General features: G+C 69.6%; 21 protein-coding genes. 11 read left to right on the top strand and 10 right to left on the bottom strand.

All coding sequences use genetic code 11. The features are described 5' to 3' along the window. Nucleotides 1-2 precede the first annotated feature (2 nt). Complete coding sequence (locus tag ASF44_RS01820) at nucleotides 3-1,328, bottom strand: aromatic ring-hydroxylating dioxygenase subunit alpha (protein ID WP_056897453.1); 1,326 nt, start codon at nucleotides 1,326-1,328, stop codon at nucleotides 3-5. Between the two features lie 279 nt (nucleotides 1,329-1,607). On the opposite strand from ASF44_RS01820, the gene ASF44_RS01815 reads away from it, so the two are divergent. From ASF44_RS01815 to opgC, 4 genes are all read left to right on the top strand, one after another. Beyond that, the gene (locus ASF44_RS01815; protein WP_056897452.1) at nucleotides 1,608-2,336 is read left to right on the top strand and encodes a GntR family transcriptional regulator; all 729 of its coding nucleotides are present in this window, start codon (nucleotides 1,608-1,610) and stop codon (nucleotides 2,334-2,336) included. A gap of 118 nt (nucleotides 2,337-2,454) precedes the next feature. Then, the gene (locus ASF44_RS31465) at nucleotides 2,455-2,604 is read left to right on the top strand and encodes a hypothetical protein (protein ID WP_156374321.1); all 150 of its coding nucleotides are present in this window, start codon (nucleotides 2,455-2,457) and stop codon (nucleotides 2,602-2,604) included. A 26-nt stretch (nucleotides 2,605-2,630) separates the two neighbouring features. Beyond that, complete coding sequence (locus ASF44_RS01810) at nucleotides 2,631-3,575, top strand: YihY/virulence factor BrkB family protein (RefSeq protein WP_056897451.1); 945 nt, start codon at nucleotides 2,631-2,633, stop codon at nucleotides 3,573-3,575. After that, entirely contained in the window at nucleotides 3,572-4,825 is a 1,254-nt protein-coding gene (gene opgC / locus ASF44_RS01805) for an OpgC domain-containing protein (protein WP_082524459.1), read from the top strand. Before ASF44_RS01810 ends, opgC begins: the two co-directional genes overlap by 4 nt. On the opposite strand, the gene ASF44_RS01800 is transcribed toward opgC, so the two are convergent. From ASF44_RS01800 to ASF44_RS01775, 6 genes are all read right to left on the bottom strand, one after another. Continuing rightward, nucleotides 4,764-5,582, bottom strand: a complete 819-nt coding sequence (locus ASF44_RS01800) for an SGNH/GDSL hydrolase family protein (protein ID WP_056897450.1) — start codon at nucleotides 5,580-5,582, stop codon at nucleotides 4,764-4,766. The two genes, opgC and ASF44_RS01800, sit on opposite strands and share 62 nt — an antisense overlap. Nucleotides 5,583-5,645: 63 nt before the next feature. Then, nucleotides 5,646-7,025 (bottom strand): aminopeptidase P N-terminal domain-containing protein, encoded by a 1,380-nt coding sequence (locus tag ASF44_RS01795; RefSeq protein WP_056897449.1) that lies wholly within the window; start codon nucleotides 7,023-7,025, stop codon nucleotides 5,646-5,648. A 38-nt stretch (nucleotides 7,026-7,063) separates the two neighbouring features. Beyond that, nucleotides 7,064-7,705: an NAD(P)H-binding protein gene (locus tag ASF44_RS01790; protein WP_056897448.1), complete on the bottom strand. Its 642-nt coding sequence runs from the start codon at nucleotides 7,703-7,705 to the stop codon at nucleotides 7,064-7,066. Continuing rightward, entirely contained in the window at nucleotides 7,702-8,433 is a 732-nt protein-coding gene (locus ASF44_RS01785) for a nucleotidyltransferase family protein (RefSeq protein WP_056897447.1), read from the bottom strand. Before ASF44_RS01785 ends, ASF44_RS01790 begins: the two co-directional genes overlap by 4 nt. Before the next feature lie 27 nt (nucleotides 8,434-8,460). Next, the gene (wrbA, locus tag ASF44_RS01780) at nucleotides 8,461-9,060 is read right to left on the bottom strand and encodes an NAD(P)H:quinone oxidoreductase (RefSeq protein ID WP_056898153.1); all 600 of its coding nucleotides are present in this window, start codon (nucleotides 9,058-9,060) and stop codon (nucleotides 8,461-8,463) included. 189 nt (nucleotides 9,061-9,249) lie between these two features. Beyond that, on the bottom strand, nucleotides 9,250-10,611 hold the full coding sequence (locus tag ASF44_RS01775) for an esterase-like activity of phytase family protein (RefSeq protein WP_056897446.1): 1,362 nt from the start codon (nucleotides 10,609-10,611) through the stop codon (nucleotides 9,250-9,252). 103 nt (nucleotides 10,612-10,714) lie between these two features. On the opposite strand from ASF44_RS01775, the gene ASF44_RS01770 reads away from it, so the two are divergent. Beyond that, entirely contained in the window at nucleotides 10,715-11,443 is a 729-nt protein-coding gene (locus ASF44_RS01770; protein ID WP_056897445.1) for an SDR family oxidoreductase, read from the top strand. Nucleotides 11,444-11,471: 28 nt separating this feature from the next. Here ASF44_RS01770 and ASF44_RS01765 read toward each other — a convergent pair whose 3' ends face one another. Next, on the bottom strand, nucleotides 11,472-12,398 hold the full coding sequence (locus ASF44_RS01765; protein ID WP_056897444.1) for an MBL fold metallo-hydrolase: 927 nt from the start codon (nucleotides 12,396-12,398) through the stop codon (nucleotides 11,472-11,474). A gap of 196 nt (nucleotides 12,399-12,594) precedes the next feature. Between ASF44_RS01765 and ASF44_RS01760 the strand changes: the two genes are divergently transcribed. From ASF44_RS01760 to ASF44_RS01745, 4 genes are all read left to right on the top strand, one after another. Continuing rightward, nucleotides 12,595-14,682, top strand: coding sequence for a transketolase (locus ASF44_RS01760; protein WP_056898152.1), 2,088 nt, complete (start codon nucleotides 12,595-12,597; stop codon nucleotides 14,680-14,682). Nucleotides 14,683-14,706: 24 nt separating this feature from the next. Continuing rightward, nucleotides 14,707-15,705 carry a type I glyceraldehyde-3-phosphate dehydrogenase gene (gap, locus tag ASF44_RS01755; protein ID WP_056897443.1) on the top strand — a complete coding sequence of 333 codons (999 nt, stop codon included), beginning with the start codon at nucleotides 14,707-14,709 and terminating at the stop codon, nucleotides 15,703-15,705. An 87-nt stretch (nucleotides 15,706-15,792) separates the two neighbouring features. Next, entirely contained in the window at nucleotides 15,793-16,074 is a 282-nt protein-coding gene (locus ASF44_RS01750; RefSeq protein ID WP_056897442.1) for a hypothetical protein, read from the top strand. Between the two features lie 88 nt (nucleotides 16,075-16,162). After that, the gene (locus tag ASF44_RS01745) at nucleotides 16,163-17,077 is read left to right on the top strand and encodes a DUF3883 domain-containing protein (RefSeq protein ID WP_056897441.1); all 915 of its coding nucleotides are present in this window, start codon (nucleotides 16,163-16,165) and stop codon (nucleotides 17,075-17,077) included. A gap of 4 nt (nucleotides 17,078-17,081) precedes the next feature. On the opposite strand, the gene ASF44_RS01740 is transcribed toward ASF44_RS01745, so the two are convergent. Together ASF44_RS01740 and ASF44_RS01735 are read right to left on the bottom strand one after the other, a co-directional pair. Further along, nucleotides 17,082-18,551, bottom strand: a complete 1,470-nt coding sequence (locus tag ASF44_RS01740; protein ID WP_056897440.1) for an aminotransferase class V-fold PLP-dependent enzyme — start codon at nucleotides 18,549-18,551, stop codon at nucleotides 17,082-17,084. Between the two features lie 23 nt (nucleotides 18,552-18,574). After that, nucleotides 18,575-19,048, bottom strand: coding sequence for a Rid family detoxifying hydrolase (locus tag ASF44_RS01735; RefSeq protein ID WP_056897439.1), 474 nt, complete (start codon nucleotides 19,046-19,048; stop codon nucleotides 18,575-18,577). A gap of 344 nt (nucleotides 19,049-19,392) precedes the next feature. Between ASF44_RS01735 and ASF44_RS01730 the strand changes: the two genes are divergently transcribed. Both ASF44_RS01730 and ASF44_RS01725 read left to right on the top strand, forming a co-directional pair. Further along, the gene (locus ASF44_RS01730; protein ID WP_056897438.1) at nucleotides 19,393-20,820 is read left to right on the top strand and encodes a cache domain-containing protein; all 1,428 of its coding nucleotides are present in this window, start codon (nucleotides 19,393-19,395) and stop codon (nucleotides 20,818-20,820) included. Next, the gene (locus ASF44_RS01725; protein WP_056897437.1) at nucleotides 20,817-21,473 is read left to right on the top strand and encodes a response regulator transcription factor; all 657 of its coding nucleotides are present in this window, start codon (nucleotides 20,817-20,819) and stop codon (nucleotides 21,471-21,473) included. The genes ASF44_RS01730 and ASF44_RS01725 overlap by 4 nt, the downstream gene beginning before the upstream one ends. The last annotated feature ends 10 nt before the right edge of the window (nucleotides 21,474-21,483 follow it).

Here is a 21,483-nt window from a genome sequence, read left to right as displayed (position 1 = left end):
CCTCAGGCTGCGGCCAGACGGGCGCTGGCCCAGTCGGATCCCTGGCGGCGCGCCAGGTCGGCATCGAGGCAGTAGCTGTCGGTCTTGTCCGCAGCGGTCACGCCGTCGATGGAAGGCGGGCCGGTGAAGGCGCCGGCCTCCTCGTTGGTGGGCTGCATCGGCACGGGCTCGCCGGCCTGCGCGGCCTCGATGGCCTTCACGAGCTGGCGGCGGTACAACATGATCCCTTTGTCCGTCGTGCCCAGGTGCTCGCGCGTGCGGTCCTGGATGCTGCCCATGGATTCGCAGGCCCATTGGTCGTGCACATTGATGTCCTCGCCCATGCCGGTGTAGGTCTTGTTGCGCTGTTCCTCGGCGCTGTAGCCGTACTGGTTGCGCTTGTTCTTGCGCGAGGTGTAGTCGGGCAGGTCGATGGTCTTCAGGCGCTGCTCGCGCATCTGCTCTTTGTCCACCGGGCCGGTGAAGCTCGTGAAGATGGCGTACCAGTAGCAGCGGTGGTCGTCGATGGGCACATGCCACTGCGAGATCGTCATCTCGGTGCTCATGGGGATCACGAAGGCCTGCGGGAACACCACGTTGGTCACGCGCACATGGGTCTGCTCGGGCGACAGGGTGCGCAGCGTGGTCAGTCGCATGCCGTAAGGCGCGGCCTCGGCGCGGATCTCGGGCCGGTCGTACTCGCGCAGCACCTGGGTGATGGCCAGGTCGGAATCCGCCGAGGCGCCGCGGAACTGCTTGCCGTAGCTCTCCGAGGTGTCCTCGTCCTCGTAGAAGCGGTGCAGGAAGGAGGCGTGGGCCGGGTCCATGCCCACCTCCAGCGCCTGCAGCCAGTTGCATTCCCACAGGCCCTTGAACGCGAAGGTGTGGCTGTCGGGCGCCACGAAGCAGTCGAAGTCGGGGAAGGCAGGGGGCTCGCCCTCGCCGATGTAGGCAAACACGATGCCGCTCTTTTCCACCACCGGGTAGGCGCCCTGCCGGATGCGCGTGCACAGCTTGCTGCCCGCGGGCTCGGCGGGCGTTTCCAGGCATTGGCCGCTGGCGTCGAACAGCCAGCCGTGGAAGGCGCAGCGCAGGCCGCCGTTCTCCAGCCGGCCGTAGGCCAGGTCGGCGCCGCGGTGCGGGCAGTCGCGGTCGAGCAGGCCGATGCGGCCGCTCTCGTCGCGGAACAGCACGAAATGCTGGCCCATGAGCTGCACGGGCTTGAGCGGGCGCGGGCCATGCAGTTCTTCGGACAGGGCCACGGGCTGCCAGTACTTGCGCAGCAGCGTGCCGGCCGGCGTGCCGCGGCCCACAAGGGTGATGAAGTCGTTCTGTTCGGCGCTGATCATCGAGGAGCTCCAGAGATGGTTCGGGTCTGCACGCCGTTGCATGCAATGGGATTCATTGTCTGCATCATCTGATCTGCGTCAAAGCCTTGTCACACTGGATTGCTCGGGTTTAGGTCGAGTTTCGGAGGGTTGCGCTGCATCAAAACGGTGCGACTCTCGTATTTTCATTGCGTTTCGATACATGTGCATGCAGAAATCAGGCCAACGCAGACAGTGGTGCGTGCATCGGGCGGGGCTCCTACAATTCCAGCCCAATCCCTGCATGCAACGAGGCCCTCCATGGACTCCCAACAATCCCGCGTGCTCGTGCAGCTGCGCGACATGATCCTGAAGGGCGAATTCGGCCCCGGCGAGCGCCTGGCCGAGATCCCGCTGGCCGAGAAGCTGGGCGCCTCTCGCACGCCCGTGCGGCTGGCGCTGGCGAGTCTGGAGCACGAGGGGCTGATCGAGCCCTCGCCGGCCGGTGGCTACCAGATGCGGCGCTTCACCTCGCAGGAGATCGCCGACGCGATCCGCGTGCGCGGCGTGATCGAGGGCCTGGCCCTGCGCCTGCTGGCCGAGGACGGCGCGCCGCGCCAACTGCTGCGCGAGCTGCACGACTGCCTGGACGAGGGCGACAAGGTGGTGGGCAAGCCCACCATGGAGCTGGACGACTACGCCGGCTACGTGGAGATGAACGACCGCTTCCACCGGCTGGTGGTGGAGGGCTGCGGCAACGCGGCCGTCAAGCGCATCATGGACATGCTGGACAGCCAGCCCTTTGCCGCGCCGAGCGCCATGCTGCCCATGCAGTCGTCCATGCAGGAAGGCCAGCAGTGGATGCAGCAGGCCCACCGGACGCACCATGCCATGGTGCAGGCCATCGAGAAAGGCCAGGGCTACCGCGCCCAGGCGCTGGGCGAGGAACATGTGGAGATCGCGCGCATGAATCTGGATTACGCGCTCGAGCGGCCGGAACTCGCGGCCGAACTCATGCCGGGCATGAAGCTGGTGGCCAGCCGACGCTGAGGCGGCCCACCTGTCGGCCTGCGCCGACAGGCGAAAGCGCCATCGGCCGCAGGCCGCGCAGGCCATCACGCGCGACCATCGCGGTCCCGCGCATGCCTTTTCACGAGCCGCCCGCACCATGAACACCGCCCATCGACCCCCGCACCGCCACGGCGAAGACGAAGGGGAGACCGAGCCCGGCGGCATGCCCGTGGAGCCCGACGGCCTGCCCATGCCCGGTGTGCCGAACGAACCCGAGCCGGGCGAAGCGCCCGTGCCTGCGGCCTGAGCGCGGCCGGCGGGAGCGCTGCTGCCATGTGGTCGGTGCAAGGCGGTCTGGCGCTGTTGGGGCCGCAGGCCGGGCAGATCCTGCGCCACCCCGCCCAGTTCGTGTGGCGCGTGCTCCACGCATTCAAGGCCAACCAGGGCTTGCTGCTGGCGGGCGCGGTGGCCTACTACGCGCTGCTGTCCATCGTGCCACTGCTGATCCTCACGGTGATCGCGCTGTCGCACTTCGTGGACCAGCAGGCCCTGCTGCTGACGCTGCGCCGCTACCTCGAATGGCTGTTGCCCGGCCAGTCGCGCGCCGTGGTGGCGGAACTGGGCAACTTCCTGGCGCACCGCGAGGTGCTGGGGTGGGTGCTGTTGGCCAGCATGCTGTTCTTCAGCTCGCTGGCGTTCACGGTGCTGGAGAACGCGTTCTCGGTCATCTTCCACCACCGCGTGAAGGTCCGGCGCCGGCGTGCGCTGGTGTCCGCCGTGCTGCCCTATGCCTACATCCTGTTCCTCGGCGTGGGCCTGCTGGTCGTCACCGTGGTGGCGGGCATGCTGCAGGCACTCGGCGACGAAGAGCTGCATGTGCTGTGGCTCGACATCTCCCTGACCGGTGTGTCGGCCGCGCTGCTGTATCTGCTCGGCTTCGTGGGCGAGGTGTTCGTGCTGGCGTCGATCTACCTGGTCATGCCGGTTGGCCGGCCGCTGCTGCGCCATGCCTTGATCGGCGCCGTGGCCGCTGCCGTGCTGTGGGAGATCTCGCGCCGGCTGCTGGTGTGGTATTTCGTGACGCTGTCGCAGATCGGCATCGTCTACGGCTCGCTGACGACCGCCATCGCCGTGCTGCTGAGCCTGGAGGTGGCGGCCATCCTGCTGCTGCTGGGCGCCCAGGTGATCGCCGAATACGAACGCTATTGCTCGGAGAACGGCGCCGGGACAGGCCCCTGCCCGGTGCAGGCGTTCACGACGGAGGGCGCCGGGCGATGAATGCAGCCGTCACCGCGGCCGCACCCGCTGCTGCACCTGCCGGCGCACCGGCCGCATCCGGCGGGCGCCTGTGGCAGATCGACGCCTTGCGCGGCCTGATGCTGGTGCTGATGACGCTGACCCACCTGCCCACGCGCGTGGCATCGCCCGCGGGCCAGCCGTTCGGCTTCGTGTCGGCGGCCGAGGGCTTCGTGCTGCTGTCCGGCTTCATGGCCGGCATGGTGTACGCCGGGCGCGAGCGGCGCGAGGGCGAGGCGCAGATGCGGTCGGCCTTCTACCGGCGCGTGCTCAAGATCTACCTGTGCCAGGCGGCGCTGCTGGCATTCCTGTTCAGCGTGGTGGCGGTGGTGGCGGTGCTGCTGCAGCAGGACGCCATCACCGGCCTCATGCGCTACTACCTGCACGAGCCGCTGCACGCGCTGGTGGGCAGCCTGCTGTTGATCTACAGCCCGCCGCTGCTGGACATCCTGCCGCTGTACGTGCTGTTCATGCTGATCAGTCCCATGGTGCTGATCCATGGCCTGCGCCACGGCTGGGTGGGCATCATGGCCCTCAGCGTGGCGCTGTGGCTGGGCGCGCAGTTCAAGCTCGGCATCTGGGTGTACGAGGCGCTGGCGCCGGCCGCCGGCATCCGCGTGCCGGTGGTGCAGACCGGCGCGTTCGAGGTGCTGGCCTGGCAGTTCCTGTGGATCATGGGGCTGTGGATGGGGGCCGAGCGCACCGCGCAGCGCCCGCCCACCGTGTTCCCGCGTTGGCTGCTGTACACGGCCATCGTCTATGCGGCGGTCTGCTTCGTCTGGCGCCACGTGGTGGGGCAGGTGCCGATCCCGCAGGACGCCGGGCTCAACATGCTGTTCGACAAGTGGCAGCTGGCGCCGCTGCGGCTGTTCAACCTGTTCGCGCTGCTGGTGCTGGCCATGCACTACGCGCCCTGGCTGGCCACGCACCTGCCGCGCGTGCGCGCGCTGGAGACCATGGGCGCGGCCTCGCTGCCGGTGTTCTGCACGCACCTGGTGCTGGCGCTGCTGGCACTTGCGCTGTTCGGTGCGCCGGTGGCCACGCGCAGCCTGTGGATCGACGCCGGGATCGTGGTGGTGTCGTTCGCCGTGCTCTACGGCGTGGCGCTGCTGAGCCAGGAGCTGGACCGGCAGGCTGCTGCGCGGCGCAAGGCACGCGCAACGCGCGGCGTCAAGGGCCAGAAGGTCCCGAGCGCGCCGACACCGCGGTCTTCTGCAGCGCTGCGGCACTGAGCGCGGCCGACTGCGGCTGCTGCGGCACCAGGTGCGGCGTGATCGTGCTCTTCCAGATCGCGTAGCCTGCCGGGTTCATGTGCAGCGCATCGGCCGAGTAGAGGTCGGTGCGCGGCTTGCCGGCCTCGTCGAGCATGCGGGAGTAGACGTCGATGAAGTCCAGGTTGGGCGTGCTGGCGCTGTAGCCCGCGATCAGCGCATTGGCCTGCATGGCCTGCGGCATCAGCGCGGCGCGCGATGGGCTGGGCTTGATCGACAGGTAGGCGATGCGCGTGTCGGGCAATTCCTCGCGCACGCGCTCGACGAACTCGACGAAGCTGTCGAGCACCTGCTGCGGCGTGCGGCCCTCGGCCAGGTCGTTGTCGCCCGCGTAGACCACGATCAGGCGTGGCTTGTACGGCAGCACGAGGTGGTCCACATGGGCGGCCACGTCCAGCATGCGCGAGCCGCCGAAGCCGCGCTTGATCACGGGCATCTTGTCAAACTGGGTTTCCAGGTCGTCCCAGAGCCGGATGGAAGAGCTGCCCACGAACAGCACGCCGCCGGTCTGCGGCGACTGCTTCAGGTCGGCCGCGGCGAAGGCGTCGAAGCTTTCCTTCCAGCGGGTGTCCACGGCCGTGGAAGCGGAGGTGGGGCGCTGCTGCGGCGCCCCGCGCCCGCCTTGCAATGGCATGAGTTGCGCCCCCGCCGAGGCGCCGAGGCCCAGGCTGTACAGCGCGAAGGCGAGCTTGGTCAGGCGGCGTTTGGTTTTACGCATGGCGTCATCTTGCTCCTTGCAGGGCTGGTGTGTGTCAGCGCATGCCTACGCGGCCTGACGGACTCAACGCATCAGCGCCTCGATCTCGTCGGCCTTGACGGGCACGCCGCGCGTGATGAGCTCGCAACCGGACGCGGTCACGATGGCGTCGTCCTCGATGCGGATGCCGATGTCGTGGAAGGCCGCGGGCGCGTCCGAGCCGGCGCGCACGTAGATGCCCGGCTCGATGGTCAGCACCATGCCGGGGCGCAGGATGCGGCTGGGGCGGTCGGTGATGGTTTCGCCCGACAGTGCGTCCTTGCGCTCGCTGCCGTTGCCGATCTCGCTGGGCTCCACGTAGCTGCCGCAGTCGTGCACGTCCATGCCCAGCCAGTGGCCGGTGCGGTGCATGTAGTAGGCGAAATAGGCGCGCTTGTCGATCACGTCGTCGAGGCCGCCGACCTTGTTGCGGTCCAGCAGCTTCAAGTCCAGCATGCCCTGGGCCAGCACCTTGACGGTGGCCTCGTGCGGGTCGTTGAAGCGCTTGCCCGCCCGCGTGGCCTCGACGGCGGCGTCCTGGCTGGCCAGCACCAGGTCGTACAGCGCGCGCTGCGGGCCGGTGAACCTGCCGTTGGCCGGGAAAGTGCGCGTGATGTCGCTGGCGTAGCCGTCGAGCTCGCAGCCGGCATCGATCAGCACGAGTTCGCCGTCGCGCACGGGGGCGGCATCGGCGCGGTAGTGCAGCACACAGGCGTTGGCGCCCGCTGCGACGATGGAACCGTAGGCCGGGTACTGCGAACCGCCCATGCGGAAGGCGTGCAGCAGTTCGGCGTCCAGGTGGTATTCGCGCACCTCCTGGCCTGCGCGCAGCATGCGCGCGCTGGTCTGCATGGCGCGGACGTGGGCCTGCGCGCTGATCTGCGCGGCGCGGCGCATGGTGTCCTGCTCGTGCGCATCCTTGACCAGGCGCATCTCGTCCAGCACGCCGCACAGGTCGCGCTGCGATTCGGGGCACAGCGCGCCGTAGCGCACGCGCGCGCGCACCGAAGACAGCCAGCCATCGATGCGCGACTCCAGCCCCTTGTGGATCGCGAAGGGAAACCACACCGTGCCGCGGTTCTCCAGCAGCCTGGGCAGCTGTGCGTCCAGCGTGGCGACGGAATGTGCGGCGTCCACGCCCAGCGCCTCGGGCGCGGCCTCGGGGCCCAGGCGCAGGCCGTCCCAGATCTCGCGCTCCAGGTCCTTGGGGGCGCAGAACAGCGTGCTCCTGCCGTCGCCGGTGACGACCAGCCAGGCGTTGGGCTCGGTGAAACCGGTCAGGTAGTAGAAGTAGCTGTCGTGCCGGTACAGGAAGTCGCTGTCGCGGTTGCGCTGGCGTTCCGGTGCGGTGGGCACGATGGCGATGCCGTCGCGCCCGATCTGGCGGGCGACTTCGGCGCGGCGTTGGGCGTAGGGCGTGGTCATGCCACGATCCTACCGCCGGCCAGATCACCCGCGCTGCATCACCCGCGCTGCATCTGGCCCGACAGCAGCAGGCTGCGGCCCGGCGCGCCGCGCGCCACGGTGGACACCAGCGCATGGGCCACGTCGCCCGCGCGGATCGCGCGGTAGTTGGCCGGGATCAGGGGTCGCAGCCAGCGGCTGAGGGCCTCGCCGATGACTTCGCCGCGGCGTTCGGGCTGGCCGAGCGGGCCGCGGTCGCCCACCAGCAGGGAGGGCCGCGCGATCACGAGGGTCTCGAACCCGACCTGCGCGATGGCCTGCTCGACCTCGCCCTTGACCCGGCTGTAGAACACCCGCGCGCCGGCGTCCGCACCCATGGCGCTGACCAGGCCCAGCCGCCGTGCGCCCGCCGCGCGCGCGGCGCGGGCCACGGCCAGCACCGCGTCGTGGTCGATGGCGCGGAAGGCCTCCTGGCTGCCGGCCACCTTGATCGTGGTGCCCAGCGCGATGAAGGCGGTGTCCAGTTTCGGCAGCGCGGGGATGCTGCGCAGGTCGCAGGCATGGTGGTGCAGCTTGGCGTGCGGCGTGGGCGGCGCGCGCCGGCCCAGCGTGTGGACCGCCGCCACGCCGCGGTCGGCCAGCAGCAGCGCGAGGATCTCGCGGCCCACCAGGCCCGTGGCGCCCGCCAGCAGCACGTTCATGCGGCGCTCCGCTCGAGCGCGGCCAGCTGGGCCGGCGTGCCGATGTTGTGCCAGGCGCCGGCGTAGACCTCGGCGCCGATCCGGCGCTCGCCGATGGCGGCCTTGAGCAAGGGCCCCAGCGCGGCCTTGTGGCCCACGGGCACGCCCGCGCACAGCGCCCTGCGCATGAGCGCGAAATTGCCGTAGGTCCAGCGCCGGCCGTCCGGGCCGGCGTCGGCCAGGGCCAGGCCATCGGCGCCGATGCCGAAGTCGCCAGCGGGATGGAAATCGGGGTTGGGCACCAGCCACAGCTGCGCCAGCAGCCCGGGCTGTGCCGCGAAGGCCGCGGCGCTTGCGGCGTCGTAGTCAAAGCCGGGCGCGTAGATGTCGCCCGACACCAGCCAGAAGCAGTCGTCCAGCAGCGGCAGCGCCTTGGCGATGCCGCCGGCGGTCTCCAGCGCGCCGCCGTGGTCGCGCCCTTCCATGGAGTAGTGCAGCGCCAGGCCCCAGCGGCTGCCGTCGCCCAGCGCGGCCGGGATCTGCTCTTCCAGCCAGGCGGTGTTGACGACGACGCGCTCCACGCCCGCGCGCGCCAGCGCCTCCAGGTGCCACACGATCATGGGCTTGCCGTGCACGGGCAGCAGCGGCTTGGGGGTGCGGTCGGACAGCGGACGCATGCGCTCGCCGCGGCCAGCGGCGAGCACCATCGCGCAGCGCACGGGCTGCGCGGAAGGGTTGGAGGAGGCCATGTCCCGATTATCGGGACCGGCGCGCCCTCAGCCGAACAGCTTGGCGGCCGTCTTGGCCACCAGCTCGCCCTGGTGGCGTGCGCCGGCCAGCTCGATGGCGCTGGGCTGGCGCGAACCGTCGCCGCCGGCGATCGTCGTGGCGCCATAGGGCGCGCCGCCGACGATCTCGTCCAGGGTCATCTGGCCGCCATGGCTGTAGGGCAGGCCCACGATCACGAGGCCGAAGTGCAGCAGGTTGGTGATGATGGAGAACAGCGTGGTCTCCTGGCCGCCGTGCTGGGTGGCGGTGGACGTGAAGGCCGCGCCGACCTTGCCGTTCAGCGCCCCGCGCGCCCACAGGCCGCCGGCCTGGTCCAGGAAGGCCGCCATCTGCGAGGACATGCGGCCAAAGCGCGTGCCGGTGCCGACGACGATGGCGTCGTAGTTGGCCAGCTCCTCGACCGTGGCCACGGGCGCGGCCTGGTCCAGCTTGAAGTGGCCCTTCCTGGCGATCTCTTCGGGCACCGTCTCGGGCACGCGCTTGATGTCCACCTGGGCGCCGGCCGCGCGCGCGCCCTCGGCGATGGCGCCGGCCATGGTCTCGACGTGACCGTAGGTGGAGTAGTAGAGGACGAGGACTTTGGCCATGCTTGCTTCCTGGTGGATGGAGGGGATGGCTGCATTGTTGGCACGGCCATCGCCGCTGCACATCCGCCTGGGGTGAAGGCAGCGTTCAAGCGTTTTGAACGGACGCGCCGTCAAGGAAACGCCGGGCCGCCCCAAGTTTCCTTGTCCCCCCTGGGGGGCGGGCCGGGCGCAGCCCGGCCCTGGGGGCACTCATTTCGCGCGCAGCAGCTCGCCCACTTCCAGCAGCACCAGCTCGTTGTCATCGGCCTGGTCGGGCACGCGGCTGCTGCTGAACGGCAGGTTGTTGTCGTTGCCGACCACGATGTGCGTGGCGTCCACGATGTCCACGTTCTCGATGGTGAAGAACGGGAAGGCCAGCACGCCATTCGTCAAAGGTTTCTTCGACAGCTTGTTCGGGTCCTGGATGGCCATGAGGTCGATGTAGCCGACCTTGCGCACGGCCTGGCCCACGTTGGCCTCGCCCATCTCGATCTTGTAGACGCGCTTGAATTTGGCCAGGTCGTGGAAGCAGTCGTTGCGCTTCTCGCCGGCGGGGCAGGCCTTCCCAAGCGTGCCTTCGCCGTTGTCGCGCTCGATGACGAGGCCGGTGGTGGCATCGACCATGTTGAAGTCGCCGATGGCGTGGTGGCCGGCTTCCAGCGGGTACTTCCAGTGGCGGCCGGTCCAGGCCTTCTTCTGCACGTCGAACTCCAGCACGCGCAAAGCGGTCTTGCCGTCCACCTGCTCGTTGGCCTTGGCCGCGGCGTTCCACAGCGGGCCTTCCAGCAGCGCGTAGAGCTTGCTGCCGTCGGGCGACGCCGCCATGCCCTCGAAGCCCTTGGAGCGGCGCACCTCGAAGGCCGGCAATGCGGCGTCGGGCGCGCCGGGCATCTGGATGGCGGGGTGGTCGGGCGAACGCACGGTCTTGCCGTCCACCTGGGTCTCGAACACGGCCAGCACCTTGCCGTCCAGGTCGGCCTGGACCAGGTAGGGGCCGAACTCCTCGCCGATCCACAGGGAGCCGCCCGCGAACTGGAAGCTCTCGGGGTCGAAGTCCGAGCCGGTCAGGTAGCGCTTGTCCGTGCCTTCCTGGACGATGCGGAACGGCACCTTGCGGTCGGGGTCGTGCAGGAACACGGTCTTCTTGCGCTCGAACCGGCCGCTCTTGAAGTCCACCGCATAGTGGTTCAGGTAGAGCATGAAGTCCGGCGAGTTCGCCTTGCTGCCGGCGCCGTTGTCCGTGAGGATCCAGAAGCTGCCGTCGGCCATGCGCTTGATGCCCGAATGGCCTTGCGCGGGCTGGCCCTCGAACGGCAGGCCGATGCCCGTGGGCCGGCCGCCGGACAGGCCCATCACGGCGCCCGGCTTGTCGGTGCGCTGCGCCGTCGTGAACTTGCCGGCCATGCGCAGGTCGGCCGGCGCATCGGCGGGCGGCGCGATCAGCGAGAGGGCCGGCAGCACGGCGTGGCCGGCCAGGGTGGCCGGGTAGGCCTGCTGTGCGTGGGCGGGGGTCGACAAGGCGGCGCAGCAGGCCAGCGCGGCGCAGGCTGCGCCCAGGGTCATGCGGAACATGCGGGTGTGGATCCGTGGAAGAGACAAGGCCGCGAGACTGCCCGCGCGGCATGACAGCGGCGTGACCGGCCGCGCCACAATGCGGCCATCACAGGAGACGACGATGGCCTTGGCATTGGAAGGAAAGACGGCGGCCGTGACCGGCGCGGCATCCGGCATCGGTTTGGCGTGCACACAGGCGCTGCTGGCGGCCGGTGCGCGGGTGGTGCTGATCGACCGCGACGCCGATGCGCTGGCGGCGCAGTGCGCAGGGCTGGGCCCGGCGGCGCTGCCGCTGGTGGTGGACCTGCTGGATGCCGCGCAGTGCGCGGCCATGGTGCCGCGCGTGCTGGCGCTGACGGGCGTGCTGGACATCTTCCACGCCAACGCCGGCAGCTATGTCGGCGGCGACCTGGTGGATGCCGACAGCACGGCGATCGACCGCATGCTGCAGCTCAACATCAACGTGGTCATGAAGAACGTGCACGACGTGCTGCCGCACATGATCGCGCGCGGCAGCGGCGACATCCTGGTCACGAGCTCGCTGGCCGCGCACTTCCCCACGCCGTGGGAGCCGGTCTATGCCTCGTCCAAGTGGGCGATCCACTGCTTCGTGCAGACGGTGCGCCGGCAGGTCTTCAAGCACGGCATCCGCGTGGGGTCGATCTCGCCGGGGCCGGTCGCCAGCGCCCTGCTGGCCGACTGGCCGGCCGAGAAGCTGGCCGAGGCCAAGGCAGCGGGCAGCCTGCTCGACCCGGCCGAGGTCGCCGAGGTGGTGCTGTTCATGCTCACCCGCCCGCGCGGCATGACCATCCGCGACGTGGTGCTGATGCCGACGCAGTTCGACCTTTGACGGCTGCCGCCGGGGGGGGCGCGGCGGGTCAGCGGTTGACCAGTTCGGGGCCTTCGCGCGCCGCGGCACCCGAGCGCAGCAGGTCTTCCACCAGCAGCAGGCCCCAGGCGTCCATCGGGCCGGCATCGGCGAAATGGCGGGCGTGCAGCGTCTGGAAGTAGGGCGTGCGCTGCGCCCAGGCCAGCAGTTCGGCCTCGGCGATGCGCTGCAGTTCCAGCAGCTTGAACTTCAGCAGCACCTTGGCCGCGTACAGCGCGTGCTTGCGCGGCGCGGCGACGAAGCCGTCGAGCCGGCGCCGGGCGCGCTCGAGCGCCGGGGCCACGTCGTCGAACGCGCCGCCGTGGCCGGGCACGACGGTGGCCGGGGCCAGCCGTTCGATCAGGTCCAGCGAGGCGCCCACCTCGGCGAAGGCCGACGCGCCCTCGAGCTCGGGAAACACCACGCCGAACCCGTTTTGCCACAGCGCGTCGCCGGCCACCAGCAGCCGCCACGATGGCTCGAACAGCAGCACCGCATGCGGGTCGTGGCCCGGGGCCGCGTGCACCTGCCAGCGGCCCGCGCCCAGCGCGATCTCCTGGCCCGGTTGCAGCAGCGCATCGAAGCGGAATGGCGGGCACTGCTGGCCGGTGGGCGCGTAGCTCAGCGCGTCGGCATCCCAGTCGCGCACGGCCTGCGCCTGCCCGGGCGGAATGGCCGTGCGCAGCTGCGGGTGCTGCCGCTGCAGGGCGGCGTTGCCGCCGCAGTGGTCGCTGTGCAGGTGGGTGTTGAGCAACAGGTCGAGCGGCGCGTCCTGCAGGGCCTGCTGCACCAGTGCCAGCGTCTGCCCGGCGTGCGTGCAATAGCCCGAATCGACCAGCGCGCGCGGGCCCCGGCCCAGGGGATCGTGCAGCAGCAGGTTGTTGGACGAGAGCCAGCCGCGCTCGAACAGGGTGACGCCGGCAGGAAGGGAGGGCATGTTCAGGGGCGGGTTGGTGGAGCCTGGGCGACTGTAGGGCAGGGGCGCGCAGGGCCGTGCAATGGCCGCCTCGCTAAAATCCCGGGTTTCCCCCGATTTCGACCGGAGCTGCCCATCCATGGCGAACACTGACACGCTGGCCTCTTCCACCCCCACCCTCGCTCAGGTGCCCGAGGCCACCGCGCCCGCCAGCCGCATGGCCAACGCCATCCGCGCCCTGGCCATGGACGCCGTGCAGCAGGCCAATTCCGGCCACCCTGGTGCCCCGATGGGCATGGCCGACATGGCTGTCGCGCTGTGGGCGCAGCACCTCAAGCACAACCCGCGCAACCCGGCCTGGTTCGACCGCGACCGCTTCGTGCTGTCCAACGGCCACGGCTCCATGCTGCTGTACGCGCTGCTGCACCTCACGGGCTACGACCTGCCCATCGGCGAACTCAAGAACTTCCGCCAGCTGCACAGCAAGACGGCCGGCCACCCCGAGCACGGCATCACCCCCGGCGTGGAAACCACCACCGGCCCGCTGGGCCAGGGCATCACCAACGCGGTCGGCATGGCGCTGGCCGAGAAGCTGCTGGCGGCCGAGTTCAACCGCCCGAACTTCCCCGTCGTCGACCACCGCACCTACGTGTTCCTGGGCGATGGCTGCCTCATGGAGGGCATCAGCCACGAGGCCGTGGCCCTGGCCGGCGCCTGGAAGCTGGACAAGCTCGTTGCGCTGTACGACGACAACGGCATCTCCATCGACGGCAAGGTCGCGCCCTGGTTCGTCGACAACACCGCCCTGCGCTTCGTGGCCAGCGGCTGGCAGGTGCTGGGCCCGGTCGACGGCCAGGACGCCGAGGCGGTCTCCAAGGCCATCGCCGAGGCCAAGGCCTCGACCGGCAAGGGCAAGCCCACGCTGATCATCTGCAAGACCGCCATCGGCCAGGGTTCGCCCAACCGCGCCGGCACCGCCAAGGCCCACGGCGAGCCACTGGGCGCCGAGGAAATCAAGCTCACCCGCGAGGCGCTGGGCTGGGACGCGGCGCCGTTCGAGATCCCTGCAGACGTCTACGCCGGCTGGGATGCCAAGGCCAAGGGCCTGGCCGCCGAGGCCGACTGGGACGTGCTGTTCGCCGGTTACAAGGCCGCCCACCCCGCTCTGGCCGCCGAACTGACGCGCCGCATGCAGGGCGAGCTGCCCGCCAATTTCGGCGAGACCGCCGCGCGCATCGCCTCCGAGGCGCACGACCAGGCCGCCACCGTGGCCAGCCGCAAGGCCAGCCAGCTGGCGCTGGAGGGCTTCACGGCCGCCCTGCCCGAGCTGCTGGGCGGCTCGGCCGACCTGACCGGCTCCAACCTGACCAACACCAGCCACACGCCGGCGCTGCGCTTCGACGCCGAGACCGGCGCCGTGGTGCTGGGCGCCGCGCCCGACCGCAAGGCCGGGGCCGAGGACGAGAAGAGCACGCCGGTCGGCGAACCGCCGCATGGCGTGATCGGCCGCCACATCAACTACGGCGTGCGCGAGTTCGGCATGGCCGCCATCATGAACGGCATTGCGCTGCACGGCGGCTACATCCCCTACGGCGGCACCTTCCTGACCTTCAGCGACTACAGCCGCAATGCCATCCGCATGGCCGCGCTGATGAAGCAGCGCATCGTGCACGTGTTCACGCACGACTCCATCGGCCTGGGCGAGGACGGCCCCACGCACCAGTCCATCGAGCATGCCGCCAGCCTGCGCCTGATCCCCGGCCTGGATGTCTGGCGCCCGGCCGACACGGCCGAGACGGCCATCGCGTGGGCCGTGGCCCTGGCCCAGAAGAACCGCCCGACCGCGCTGCTGCTGTCGCGCCAGAACCTGCCCTACGCGCCCAAGGGCGAAGACGCGCTGGACGACATCGCCAGCGGCGCCTACGTGCTGAGCGAGCCCGCCGACGTGGGCCTGAAGGGCAAGGCCCGGGCCGTGATCATCGCCACCGGCTCCGAAGTGCAGCTGGCGCTCGCCGCACAGAAGCTGCTGGCCGCATCGAAGATCGCCGTGCGCGTGGTCTCCATGCCCAGCACCACCACCTTCGACCGCCAGAGCCTGGCCTACAAGAAGGCCGTGCTGCCTGCCAACCTGCCGCGCGTCGCGGTCGAGATGGGCGTGACCGACGGCTGGTGGAAGTACGGCTGCGCGGCCGTGGTCGGCATCGACACCTATGGCGAGTCGGCCCCCGCGCCCGTGCTGTTCAAGCACTTCGGTTTCACGCCCGAGAACGTGGCGGCGACCGTGCGCAAGGTTTTGTCCAAGTAATTTTTTCAACCTCAGGAGTAACCCATGGCGATCAAGATCGGTATCAACGGCTTCGGGCGCATCGGCCGCAACGTGCTGCGTTCGGCGGTGCAGAACTTCTCCGACATCGAAGTCGTGGGCATCAACGACCTGCTCGAGCCGGACTACCTGGCCTACATGCTGCAGTACGACTCGGTGCATGGCCGCTTCAAGGGCGACATCGCCGTGGACGGCAACACGCTGATCGTCAACGGCAAGAAGATCCGCCTGACGCAGGAGCGTGATCCCGCTGCGCTGAAGTGGAACGAAGTCGGCGCCGACATCGTCATCGAGTCCACCGGCCTGTTCCTGACCAAGGAAACCGCGCAGAAGCACATCGATGCCGGCGCCAAGAAGGTCATTCTGTCGGCGCCGTCCAAGGACGACACGCCCATGTTCGTCTACGGCGTGAACGACAAGACCTACAAGGGCGAGGCCATCATCTCCAACGCCTCGTGCACCACCAACTGCCTGGCTCCGCTGGCCAAGGTGCTCAACGACAAGTGGGGCATCAAGCGCGGCCTGATGACCACCGTGCACGCCGCCACCGCCACGCAGAAGACCGTGGACGGCCCGTCCAACAAGGACTGGCGCGGCGGCCGCGGCATCCTGGAGAACATCATCCCCTCCAGCACGGGCGCAGCCAAGGCCGTGGGCGTGGTGATCCCCGAGCTGAACAAGAAGCTGACCGGCATGTCCTTCCGCGTGCCGACCTCCGACGTGTCGGTGGTCGACCTGACGGTGGAACTGGTCAAGGAAGCCAGCTACAAGGAGATCTGCGCCGAGTTCAAGGCCCAGTCCGAGGGCGCGCTCAAGGGCGTGCTGGGCTACACGGAAGACAAGGTGGTCGCCACCGACTTCCGCGGCGACGCACGCACCTCGATCTTCGACGCCGAAGCCGGCATCGCGCTCGACGGCACCTTCGTCAAGCTCGTTTCCTGGTACGACAACGAATGGGGCTACTCGAACAAGGTGCTCGAGATGGTCCGCGTCATCGCGAAATGATCCTTTGACGGCAATGGGGCCGGCAGTTGTCCGGCCTGCGGTGGGCGCGCTACGATGTGCGTCCACCTTGTCCGCCAGAGATTTGCCATGCCGCAGCCAACCAACGACGCCGAAGCCGCCGCTGCCCTGGAGCAGGCCATCGAGAAGGCCAAGGGTGTCGCCGCAGACATCCGCCAGGCCGCCGATGACCTGGCCGTGGCCAACACCGTGCTCGACACCCACCTGAGCGAGGAAGCGCGCACGCGCGAGATCGACCAGGCGCTGGGCCACACCGGCGCGGTCGAGAAGACGCTGACCCAGTCCGCAGAGACGCTGGACGAGGTCAACGAGGTCCTGGACAGCGTGCCGGCACCGGGCGCGCGCCGCTGATCCGCAGGCAGCCGGCGCAGGCTGCACCCACCCTCTTTCCCACACACCACGACGCAGGGCCGGTTCCGATCCGGCCCGCCTGCTTTCCATGGACAAAGAAGTCGCCCCCGCCGTGCTGGCGGTCATCAACGAGAAGCGCCTGTCGGGCGACAAGCGCACGCCGGTCGAGATCATCACCAAGATGGGCGTGTTCGACGCGCGCGACAAGGCCTCCGACATGGCCTGGCTGGCCAGTGGCGACAACATCATCGTCACCGTCTGGGCCGAGCTGGTCAGCGTCGGCGAGGGCGGGCGCTGGTTCCTGCTGGAGTCGCTCGACCCGCTGCACCGCATCGGCGGCGGCGAGCGCACCGACCTGCGCATCCAGCGCACCAAGGACCGCATCCAGCTGATCAAGCGCGCGCTCGATGCGGGCCAGGGCCTGCGCGCCGTGCTGCAGACCAACCGCGTGGCGATCGCCGACCTGGAGACCGACAAGGCGGCGCGCATGTCGGTGCGCGTGCCCGACGAGCAGGAATGGCATGTGGCCGTCTGGAGCCCCGAGCAGCGCCATGTGGTGCTGGTGCGCGGCCCGCGCGGCTGGGTGCCCAGCGAGGCCGAGATCCAGGCCGCGCGCCAGCGCGCCGGCATCGCCGAGCCCGCGCCGGATGCCGCGGCCATCGAGGTGGGCGGCGGCGACCTGCAATCGGCCGCGCTCGACCACCTGGCGCGCCATTTCGCCGGCTACGGCTACAAGACCGAGGCCACCGAGACCCCCCATCCGGGCTACGAGGTGGAAGTGCGCGACAAGAAGGGCAAGACGCTGCTCAAGCTCGTCGTGAAGGGCACGGCCACGGGTGCGACCGGCTTTGCGCTGACGGCCGAGCAGCGCGCCTTCGCGCGCCGCGACCCGCAGTGGCGTCTGGCCGTGGTGTCCGATGTGGGCAGCCCCGCTGCGCAGCACAAGCTGTACAACGGGGCCGACATGGACAAGGCGCCGGGCCTGGCGCCCGAGCTGGGCTGACGGCTCAGGCCATCTTGCCCGACAGGTCCCACATCGCATCGACCAGCGCATCGATGTCGTTCGCGTCGTGCCACAGGTGGGTGGAGATGCGCATCGCGTAGTGGTTCGACGCCGCGCCGATCACCGGGAAGCTGGCGTTGCGGATCACCAGGCCCTGCGGGTACTCGGCCTGCAGGCGCGAGACGAACTGCGTGGCCTTGGCCGAGTTCATCGCGTCGTCCTTGTTGCGGAACACGTTGAACGAGGTCAGTGCGCACACCAGCTTGGGGTCGTCCTTGGGCGAGTACAGCGCGTCCACGCCCCAGCGCTCGACGATCTTCTCCTTGAGGTAGGCCGACAGCGTGAGGTCGTAGGTCTCGATGTTCTTGCGGCCGATCTCGTCCCACAGCTGGCAGGCGCTGACCAGCGACTGGAACAGCGGCGTGTGCGTGCTGCCGCAGCTGGTCACGCTGGCGGCGATGTCGTAGGTCGCCGTGCCATTGGTCGTGCGCTCGCGCGTGGAATAGGTGCTGGTGTGCACCGGGTACCACTTGGGCAGCGGCAGCGGGTTGGAGGCGCGGATCTTGTTGCGGATGATCAGGATGCCGGTGGAGCCCGGGCCGCACTGCCACTTGTGGCCGGCGCCGGACATGAAGTCCATGCCGAGCGCGCCGTAGTCGTAGTGCATCATGCCCGGCAGGTGGGCGCCGTCGACGATGCTGATCAGCCCGTGCGTCTTGACCACTTCCATGATCTCGGCGATCGGCAGCAGCGTGCCCGTCACGTAGGTGGGCGACGACCACATCACGGCGCGCACGTTCTTGCCGGCCGCCTTGAGCGTGCGGATGCGCTCGTCGAACAGGTTCTGGTAGGTCGCGGCGGTCTGGTTGTTGCCCACCGGCATCTCGATGCGCGAGACCTCGATGCCGTAGCGGTCCACCGCGATGTTGAGCGGCGTGTTGCCGCCGCCATGCTCGTGGTTGGTCGTCACCACCACGTCGCCGCGCTGCCAGGGGATGCCCAGGATCGCGTGGCACATGCCCGAGGAGGTGTTGGCCGAGAAGGCCAGCTCGTCGGTGTCCACGCCGAAGGCGGGCGCCACCAGCGCGCGCAGCGCGTTGTGGTCCGAGTAGCCGTTGCCCGACTCCCTGGCCTTCTTGCGGTTCTCGGTGTCGAACAGGTCCAGCGCCACCTTGGGCATGGAGCCGGCCGTGCCGATGTTCAGGAAGGTGCGGGCCGGGTCCAGCGTGAACATGTTCTGCACGTTGGTCCAGAAGGCCTCGTTGGCCACCAGCTGCGCGCGCAGTTCGGCGGCCGGCGTGGCCGAGTTGCTGCTGCCGCAGGCCATCAGCATGGGGCCCATCGTGGCGGCGCCGGCGCCGTAGCCCAGCATGCGCAGGAAGTCGCGCCGCTTGGACGGCCAGCGCGTGGTGTCGGCCGCGGCCAGTGCGTTCAGGTCCGGCGTGCGGGCGGCGGCGATGTGTTGTTCTTGCATGGTGTGTGTGCTCCTGGACGGGTTCAACGGCGGCCGACGATGACGGCGATCTCGACCTTCACGTCACGCGGCAAACGTGCCACTTCGACGGTGGCGCGCACCGGCGCGTTGCCCGGCTTGAAGTACTCGCCGTAGACCTTGTTCATCGCCGCGAACTCGTTGAGGTCCTTCATGTAGACCGAGGACGACAGCACGTCGGCGTAGTCCAGCCCCTGCGACTTGAGCATGGTGCCGATGTAGCGCAGCACCGCATGCGTCTGCTCCTCGATGGTGGTGCCGACGACGGCGTTGCCGGCCTCGTTGAGCGGGATCACGCCCGAGAGGTACAGCGTGTTGCCGTGCGAGACCATCTGCGAGTACGGGCCGATCGCCGGCGGCACGCCGGTGGTCGACAGCACGGTGCGCTTGGCCGGCATGGCGCAGGCCGTCATGAGCAGGGCTGCGGCGCAGCCGGCCACCACCTTGGTGAAGCGGCCGGCACGGATGTTGTTGGGCATGGAGCTACCTTTCCTTCTTCTGGAATCAAGAACGACGCAGGGCATCGAGGCCATGCGACGGGACGAGAAGCCAGACCCTCCCGGGATGTTTTTGCTGCAGCGCAATGCGGTCTAACTTGCGCCGAATTCTAGGAACGGCATCACGGTATGTGACGGTTTCATTTCCCCTACGTGGTAGTACGCAGCCAGGTCGTGCGGTGCCGTTTTCGCTGCGCCGCAGCAGTGTTTCCAAATGAAACGGCACTGGCTGGCACCGGGTTTGCTCTGCACATTCACGCTCGCCATGCACACGCCGATCCACGCCGAAACTTTGGTGCATCCCGTCCCCGGAGTGGGGCGCTGAGATGCAGCTGCGCCTCAAGCTGGTGCTGCTCTCGGGCGTGCCCATCGTGGTCGCGCTGCTGCTCATGGGCGCCACCATGCAGCAGCAGACCTACAAGCTCGTGCGCGAGGAACAGGCGCTGGTGCAGCAGGCCTTCCTGCACAGCAAGGAGGCCGAGCTCAAGCACTACGTCGAGCTTGCGCGCAACACGCTGATGCGCATCGCCGAAGGGCCTGGGGAGGTCGGCGTGCGCAAGGAGGCGGCGCTGGCCACGCTCACGCGCATGCAGTTCGGCGACAACGGCTACTTCTTCGTCTACGACCAGCATGGCCAGCTGTTGATCGACCCCAAGATGCTGCCCATGCAGGGCGTGGACTTCTGCGATCCCAACGATCCGGCCAGCGCCGATTCGGCGCAGCGCATCCTGGCCACGGCGCGCCGCGGCGGCGGCGTGGTGCGCTACAGCTGGAGCAAGCCGAGCTCGCAGTCGGTGGTGCCCAAGCTGGCCTATGTGATGACGGTCCCGGGCTGGAACTGGGTCATCGGCACCGGCATCTACCTGGACGACGTGCAGGGTGCGCTGCAGGCCATCGAGACCGGCGCGCGCACCAACATCGAGGCCACGCGCCAGCGGCTGTACGCCATCGCCGCGGTCTGCGTGGTGCTGATCGGCCTGGGCGGCGTGGTGCTCAACCTGAAGGACCACCGTGTCTCCAGCGACAAGCTGCGCCGGCTGGCACGCCGCGTGGTGCGCTCGCAGGAAGACGAACGGGTGCGCGTGGCGCGCGAGCTGCACGACGGCGTGGTGCAGGTGCTGGCCTCGTCCAAGTTCCTGCTGGAGACGGCGCAGCTGCAGCTGGCCGACCCGGTCGCGGCGACGCCGGCCGCCCCGCGCCAGGCGCTGGACCAGGGGCTGGCACGGCTGGGCAGTGCGCTGGTGGAGATCCGGCGCGTGTCGCACGGCCTGCGCCCGGCGCTGCTGGACGATCTCGGGCTGGAGCCCGCGCTGGCGCTGCTGGCGCAGCAGGTGCAGGAGAGCGGCGCCTTCAGCGTCGGCCTGGTGCGCCAGGGCGTGCCCGGCGAGCTGCCGGCCGAGCACGGCACCGTGCTGTTCCGCATCGCGCAGGAAGCCTTGCAGAACTGCCGCAACCATGCCCAGGCCTCGCGCGTCGAGCTCGTGCTGCACGGCACGCGCCGGGGCGTGGGCCTGCAGGTCATCGACGACGGCCAGGGCTTCGACATGCGTGGCGTGTCCGGGGACGGCACGCGCGGCATCGGCCTGCGCAACATGCGCGAACGCGCCGAGAGCCTGGGCGGCACGCTGTCCATCGATTCTGGCCGCCATGGCACGCGCCTGGCTGCCTGGCTGCCGTTGCCGCAGGCCACCGGCCTGGCACCGGCGCCGGCGCGCGAACTCCACCCCATCGCCATTGCCCAACCCGCACCATGACCCAAGCCTCCGCCACGATCCGCGTGCTGCTCGTCGACGACCATCCGCTGCTGCGCGACGGCGTGCGCATGCGCCTGCACGCCACGCCGCACATCCGCGTGGTCGGCGAGGCCGGCAGCGTGCGCGAGGCCGAGGCGCTGGCCGCCGCGCTGCAGCCCGACCTGGTGGTCACCGACATCCGCATGCCGGACGCCAGCGGCATCCAGCTGGCCACCGTGTTCCGCGACCGCTTCCCGGGCCTGCGCGTGCTGGTGCTGTCCATGCACCAGGACGCCGAGTACGTGCGCCGGGCCGTGGCGCTGGATGTGCGCGGCTATGTGCTCAAGGATGGCCCGGGCCACCAGCTGGTCGAGGCCATCGACGCCGTGCATGCGGGCGAGCGCTACTTCAGCCCCGGCCTGCCGCTGCCGGCCGAGCCGGCGCCGCCGCCCGTCACGCGCGCCTGGGGCCATCTCACGCCCAAGGAATCGGCCGTGCTGTCGCTGCTGGCCGATGGCTGCTCCAACAAGGAGATCGCCGACGCGCTGGGCGCCTCGGTGCGCACGGTGGAGACGCACCGCCTGCACCTGCGCCGCAAGCTGCGCATCGAGGGCCAGGCGGCGCTCGTCAAGTACGCCGTTTCCTATGCCGACCTGCAGGTCGGCCACGCCTGAGCGTCAGGCC

This window comes from Pseudorhodoferax sp. Leaf274 (assembly GCF_001422445.1).
Classification (GTDB): Bacteria; Pseudomonadota; Gammaproteobacteria; order Burkholderiales; family Burkholderiaceae_C; genus Pseudorhodoferax.
The sequence above is the reverse complement of the archived record's forward strand: the minus strand, read 5'-3'. Positions and strand labels throughout refer to the sequence as shown.

What these genes read in the sequence shown, in the direction of transcription:
- ASF44_RS01820 (WP_056897453.1), bottom strand. Translation starts at nt 1,328, where the DNA reads ATGATCAGCGCCGAACAGAACGACTTCATCACCCTTGTGGGCCGCGGC.
- ASF44_RS01770 (WP_056897445.1), top strand. Translation starts at nt 10,715, where the DNA reads ATGGCCTTGGCATTGGAAGGAAAGACGGCGGCCGTGACCGGCGCGGCA.
- ASF44_RS01740 (WP_056897440.1), bottom strand. Translation starts at nt 18,551, where the DNA reads ATGCAAGAACAACACATCGCCGCCGCCCGCACGCCGGACCTGAACGCA.
- ASF44_RS01790 (WP_056897448.1), bottom strand. Translation starts at nt 7,705, where the DNA reads ATGAACGTGCTGCTGGCGGGCGCCACGGGCCTGGTGGGCCGCGAGATC.
- ASF44_RS01795 (WP_056897449.1), bottom strand. Translation starts at nt 7,025, where the DNA reads ATGACCACGCCCTACGCCCAACGCCGCGCCGAAGTCGCCCGCCAGATC.
- ASF44_RS01745 (WP_056897441.1), top strand. Translation starts at nt 16,163, where the DNA reads ATGGACAAAGAAGTCGCCCCCGCCGTGCTGGCGGTCATCAACGAGAAG.
- gap (WP_056897443.1), top strand. Translation starts at nt 14,707, where the DNA reads ATGGCGATCAAGATCGGTATCAACGGCTTCGGGCGCATCGGCCGCAAC.
- ASF44_RS01730 (WP_056897438.1), top strand. Translation starts at nt 19,393, where the DNA reads ATGCAGCTGCGCCTCAAGCTGGTGCTGCTCTCGGGCGTGCCCATCGTG.
- wrbA (WP_056898153.1), bottom strand. Translation starts at nt 9,060, where the DNA reads ATGGCCAAAGTCCTCGTCCTCTACTACTCCACCTACGGTCACGTCGAG.
- ASF44_RS01750 (WP_056897442.1), top strand. Translation starts at nt 15,793, where the DNA reads ATGCCGCAGCCAACCAACGACGCCGAAGCCGCCGCTGCCCTGGAGCAG.
- ASF44_RS31465 (WP_156374321.1), top strand. Translation starts at nt 2,455, where the DNA reads ATGAACACCGCCCATCGACCCCCGCACCGCCACGGCGAAGACGAAGGG.
- ASF44_RS01765 (WP_056897444.1), bottom strand. Translation starts at nt 12,398, where the DNA reads ATGCCCTCCCTTCCTGCCGGCGTCACCCTGTTCGAGCGCGGCTGGCTC.
- ASF44_RS01735 (WP_056897439.1), bottom strand. Translation starts at nt 19,048, where the DNA reads ATGCCCAACAACATCCGTGCCGGCCGCTTCACCAAGGTGGTGGCCGGC.
- ASF44_RS01760 (WP_056898152.1), top strand. Translation starts at nt 12,595, where the DNA reads ATGGCCAACGCCATCCGCGCCCTGGCCATGGACGCCGTGCAGCAGGCC.
- ASF44_RS01815 (WP_056897452.1), top strand. Translation starts at nt 1,608, where the DNA reads ATGGACTCCCAACAATCCCGCGTGCTCGTGCAGCTGCGCGACATGATC.
- ASF44_RS01800 (WP_056897450.1), bottom strand. Translation starts at nt 5,582, where the DNA reads ATGCGTAAAACCAAACGCCGCCTGACCAAGCTCGCCTTCGCGCTGTAC.
- ASF44_RS01775 (WP_056897446.1), bottom strand. Translation starts at nt 10,611, where the DNA reads ATGTTCCGCATGACCCTGGGCGCAGCCTGCGCCGCGCTGGCCTGCTGC.
- ASF44_RS01725 (WP_056897437.1), top strand. Translation starts at nt 20,817, where the DNA reads ATGACCCAAGCCTCCGCCACGATCCGCGTGCTGCTCGTCGACGACCAT.
- opgC (WP_082524459.1), top strand. Translation starts at nt 3,572, where the DNA reads ATGAATGCAGCCGTCACCGCGGCCGCACCCGCTGCTGCACCTGCCGGC.
- ASF44_RS01785 (WP_056897447.1), bottom strand. Translation starts at nt 8,433, where the DNA reads ATGGCCTCCTCCAACCCTTCCGCGCAGCCCGTGCGCTGCGCGATGGTG.
- ASF44_RS01810 (WP_056897451.1), top strand. Translation starts at nt 2,631, where the DNA reads ATGTGGTCGGTGCAAGGCGGTCTGGCGCTGTTGGGGCCGCAGGCCGGG.